Origin of the sequence: Paenibacillus arenosi, from assembly GCF_014841135.1 — a bacterium.
Taxonomy (GTDB): Bacteria; Bacillota; Bacilli; order Paenibacillales; family Paenibacillaceae; genus Paenibacillus_B; species Paenibacillus_B arenosi.
Genome location: NZ_JACYTN010000054.1, coordinates 1 through 1,262, shown reverse-complemented (window position 1 = coordinate 1,262; position 1,262 = coordinate 1). Strand labels below are relative to the sequence as shown.

Genomic DNA, 1,262 nt, shown 5'->3' with positions numbered 1-1,262 from the left:
GGTCAAGTCCATATTTATGTGTAAATTCCTCGCCGTCAAAATGGTTTATCCACTATTTGGTTTGAGGACGTCGCCAAGTATGGTACGCATTGAGATCTACGTACTTTTTCCCTGTCGTCCATTTATCATCCTGTTCCATGAGTAGAGCTCCGAATAGACGTAGTACCGAGTCTCGATTTGGGAAAATGCGAATAACACGTTCTCTGCGTCGTAGCTCTCCATTTAGGCGTTCAATTGCATTTGTCGTGCGTGTTCGGACTCGTACATCAGCAGGTAAGGCTAAGACAGCTGTAGCATCGTCAAATCCTTCTTCCATAACCTGCATGGCCTTGGGCGCCTTATCTATAAAAGTGGCTATCGTCTTTTCTAGCAACTCTCGGCCCATCTGCTCGTTGGCAGCTTCAAAAATGGCGCGTGCATGGGCCTTAATCTCAGGACGCAAGGCTTTTGGTGAAGCATCCAGAATGTTGCGCATGAAGTGGGTTTGGCATCGTTGCCACGTCACACCCTGAAAGTGAGTCCGTACAGCCTTCACCAAGCCACCGTGTTGGTCGCTAGTAATGAGATCGACACCATGTAGGCCACGCTGTTTTAGTTCCATGAAAAAGACGCCCCAGCTTGCTTCAGACTCGGTATCGCCAATCTGCAAGCCTAAAATTTCACGAGTACCTCTTTCGTTAATGCCAGCGGCAATCATCACAGCACGTGAGCGAACTCGACCATCCTCACGTACCTTTACGTATAAAGCATCGATCAGGATAAAAGGGTACATCTTCTCGCTTAGTGGTCGCTGTGCCCATTCCTGCACAATAGGGTCCAATTGCTTACACAGCTCACTAACCGTCGATTTAGAAAACGCTGCCCCACAAAGCTCTTGCGTTATGTTGGAAACTTTCCTTGTCGACACGCCATTGAGCACCATCTCCATAAGAGCTAACACAAGTGCCTGCTCGCTGCGTTGGTATCTGGCAAACAACTCCGTGGAAAACGCTCCGTCCCTAAAGCGCGGTACATTCAGAGTGAGCTTTCCAACTCGTGTAGTCAGCGTATGTGGATAGGTCCCATTTCGATATCCTTGCCGTTCCTCCGTGCGTTCATAATGTTCCGCTTGGAGTTGATCCGTGGCTTGTGCTTTCAAGACCTGATTTAGAACGGTCTCTAGCAATGCTGCAACTCCCGCATCCCGGGACTCACCAATAAACAATTGATGCAATAATGGTTCATCTAAGGTAATATGATATTGAGTCATAAATAGTACCTCC

Annotated in this window: 1 protein-coding gene; it reads right to left on the bottom strand. The window is 47.9% G+C overall.

Annotated elements, in window-relative coordinates; genetic code table 11:
• Window positions 1-52: 52 nt before the first annotated feature.
• Entirely contained in the window at window positions 53-1,249 is a 1,197-nt protein-coding gene (locus IFO66_RS23605) for an IS256 family transposase (protein ID WP_192027462.1), read from the bottom strand.
• Between the last annotated feature and the right edge of the window lie 13 nt (window positions 1,250-1,262).

Excerpts from the sequence above, each read along its gene's own strand:
- IFO66_RS23605 (WP_192027462.1), bottom strand. The coding sequence starts at position 1,249 with ATGACTCAATATCATATTACCTTAGATGAACCATTATTGCATCAATTG.